Here is a 3,264-nt window from a genome sequence, read left to right on the forward strand (position 1 = left end):
AAGAAAGCGACGATTTATTGGGTACTTACAGCGGGGCCGGCGTTATTTTTGGTACAAGTGGCGGGGTGATGGAGGCGGCTTTGCGTACGGCGGCTTATTTGGCCGGCACGCCGCTGCCGAAAGATAAATTAGAATTTACTGCTTTACGTGGTATGGACGGCATTAAAGAAACTACTTTGCAAATAGGCCGGCACGAAGTTAAGGTGGCCGTTACGCATGGCACGCATAATGTGGGTATTGTGCTGGAAAAAATTAGGCAGGCCAAAGCCGAAGGGTTACCGCCGCCGTATCATTTTATAGAGGTTATGGCTTGTAAAGGCGGCTGTATCAGCGGCGGTGGGCAAATTTATAGTTTAACGCGTAACACGCGCGAAAAACGGGCGGCCGGTCTTTACGGTGAAGATAGAGGCAAAGAGGTGAGAGCTAGCTACGAAAACCCGGCTATTCAGCATTTGTATCAAAATTTTTTAGGCGGTTTTGGCAGCGAAAAGGCGCATAAGTTATTGCATACTTATTACTCGCCGCGCCCTTATGTTAGCCCCCATCAAAACAACACCAGTGAGGAAGAGTTACCTTATTAATAGGCTAATTTTATATATATTACTTAAATGGAGATATAACAATGAATTTTATCGAAAAACAAAAAGAAAGCGCCCGTAAACTACAAAAGGTGTTGGTGCTGCCCGAAGGTTACGAGCCGCGTACTTTAAAGGCGGCCCGAGCTATTCTTGACGAAAAATTGGCAGGCGAAGTTATTTTATTAGATAAAAACGGCGCCATTAAAGAAATTGCTGCCGGTAATGGTATAAATTTAGATGGTTTTACCATCATCGATCCGGCTACCGATAGCCGTTTAGATGATTATACCGGCGCTTATTACGAAATGCGTAAGCATAAAGGTATTAGCCAGCAAGATGCCCGTAAGGTGATGATGGGTAATCTTTATTTTGGCAGTATGATGCTGCATAAAGGCCATGCCGATGCTTTAGTAGCCGGCGCCGACCACCCTACCAGCGATGTGTTAGTAGCCGGGTTTACCATTGTTAAAACAGCGCCCGATGTAAAATATGCCTCGTCTTGTTTTGTAATGGATGTGCCCAATAAAGCTATGGGGGCCGATGGTTTGTTTATTTTTGCCGACTGCGCCACTATTCCCGAACCTACCGCCGAACAATTAGCCGAAATTGCTATTGCCGCTTGCGAAAGCTGTAAGGCCTTTTTAAAGGTAGAGCCCGTCTGTGCTATGCTTTCGTTTAGTACCAAAGGTTCGGCCAGCCACCCTAATGTAGATAAAGTGCTGGAGGCTTTAAAAATTGTTAAAGCCCGCAGGCCCGACCTTAATGTTGACGGCGAGCTACAGTTGGATGCCGCCGTAGCCCCCGATGTAGCGGCTAAAAAAGCTCCCGGCTCTGCTGTAGCCGGTAAGGCCAATGTACTGGTTTTCCCCGATTTACAATCGGGTAATATCGGTTACAAGTTGGTGCAGCGTTTTGCCGGCGGCGGCGCTTACGGCCCCTTTATGCAAGGCTTTGCTAAACCGCTGAGCGACCTTTCGCGCGGGGCGACTATAGAGGATATTATTAATACCTGCGCTACGGTGCTAAGCAGCTGTAAGGAATAGCAGGCTAGCCTGCACCGTAATAAAGGTGTTAATTTAATTGGATAAATTACATAGAAGCGGCGAGCCGCTTTTAGACGGCGAATTACAAAGCGAAGACAAAGAGCTTAAGGTTAGGCCGCTTTATATTAAAGATTTTCAGGGGCAGCAGGCCTTAAAAGATAATTTACAAATTTTTATCGAAGCCGCTCGTGAGCGCGGCGAGGCGCTAGATCATTTGTTTATCTCCGGCCCGCCGGGCTTAGGTAAAACCACTTTAGCCACTATTATTGCCCACGAAATGGGCAGTAATTTGGTGGTAACCAGCGCCCCCGCCCTTGAAAAAGCTAAAGATTTAGCCGGCCTTTTAACCTCGCTTACCGCCGGCAGTGTCTTTTTTATTGATGAAATCCATCGCTTAAAACCGGCTATCGAAGAAATGCTGTACATAGCGATGGAAGATTACGAGCTCGATTTTATCATCGGTGCCGGTGCCGGCGCGCGTACGGTGCGTATTCCTATCCCACATTTTACTTTGGTGGGGGCTACTACCAAGCCGGGCCGCGTTGCCGCCCCGTTGCATACCCGCTTTGGCATTAATTGCCGGCTCGATTTTTACCCGATAGACGAACTTAAATTAATTATTAACCGTTCGGCAGCTATTTTAGGTATGACCATAGCGAACGAAGCCAGTAATTTGCTGGCTCAATGTGCACGCGGTACCCCGCGCGTGGCTAACCGTTTGCTTAGGAGGATGCGCGATTTTGCCCAAATTAAAGGCGATGGTTTAGTGAGTAAGACTATTGTGGAAGAAGCTCTTATTAGCTTGCAGATAGATAACGAAGGTTTAGAAGAGCAAGACCGTAATATTTTGCGGGCTATTATAGAAAATTACGGTGGCGGTCCGGTAGGGGTAGAAACTCTAGCCATCGCCGTAGGCGAAAGCGCCGATAGTTTAGAGGATTTTTATGAGCCTTATTTGGTGCAGCGCGGTTTTTTACAGCGCACCGCACGCGGCCGTATGGCAACGGCTAAAGGTTATTTGCATTTGGGTTTAAAGCCGCCGGCCCTATTTTAGGATTGATTAAGAACAATTACTTACAACTAATGACATTAAGTTTATTTAGTGTTATAATACTAATACTTGGAAGTAACTTTTTAAATTTATCTTTTAGATAGAGAAAGCAGTTGTAAAGTTTTTTAAATATATGCTATAGTAAAAATAAAGGTTGCTTAATTTAAAGGCAAACAAGACGAGGTATTAATTTTGTTAAAATTTAATCTTAAAGTAAAAAGTTTGCTGATTATTGGCGGTATGAGTTTGTTTTTGTTGGCGATTGGTTTTGCTTTTATCTATAGGGTAGTTAGTTATTCGCTGCGCAGTAGTATAATTGATAATGTAACTATGGTTGGCCAAAAAGAAACTATGCAATTTACCCGCATTTTTGAAAATGGCTTTAACGACCTTACTATGTTATCGATGTTAATTAATAATTCTTTTTATTTACAACCGGAGCATAGGCGCGATAATATCTTAACTAATATGAGGTTAATGCTGGAAGATACTCAAAATAGCCATAGCACTTTGTGGTTGCTTATCGAGCCTAATGCTCTTGACGGCTTAGATGCTTCAAGTATCGGTCGGCCCGGCAGCGATGCTACGGGGG

The 3,264-nt window shown here is 44.8% G+C and carries 4 protein-coding genes; all 4 read left to right on the top strand.

The genetic code is table 11. The annotated features are described in order from the left end of the window. The coding region (locus FWE37_09405) for an iron hydrogenase small subunit (GenBank protein ID MCL2521195.1) at positions 1-581 on the top strand (581 nt) is incomplete at its 5' end. A 41-nt stretch (positions 582-622) separates the two neighbouring features. Next, positions 623-1,621: a phosphate acetyltransferase gene (gene pta / locus FWE37_09410; protein MCL2521196.1), complete on the top strand. Its 999-nt coding sequence runs from the start codon at positions 623-625 to the stop codon at positions 1,619-1,621. A gap of 37 nt (positions 1,622-1,658) precedes the next feature. Continuing rightward, the gene (gene ruvB / locus FWE37_09415) at positions 1,659-2,675 is read left to right on the top strand and encodes a Holliday junction branch migration DNA helicase RuvB (protein MCL2521197.1); all 1,017 of its coding nucleotides are present in this window, start codon (positions 1,659-1,661) and stop codon (positions 2,673-2,675) included. 189 nt (positions 2,676-2,864) lie between these two features. Then, on the top strand, positions 2,865-3,264 hold a 400-nt coding region (locus FWE37_09420), incomplete at its 3' end, for a hypothetical protein (protein ID MCL2521198.1).

The organism is Spirochaetaceae bacterium, assembly GCA_009784515.1.
Lineage (GTDB): Bacteria > Spirochaetota > Spirochaetia > WRBN01 > WRBN01 > WRBN01.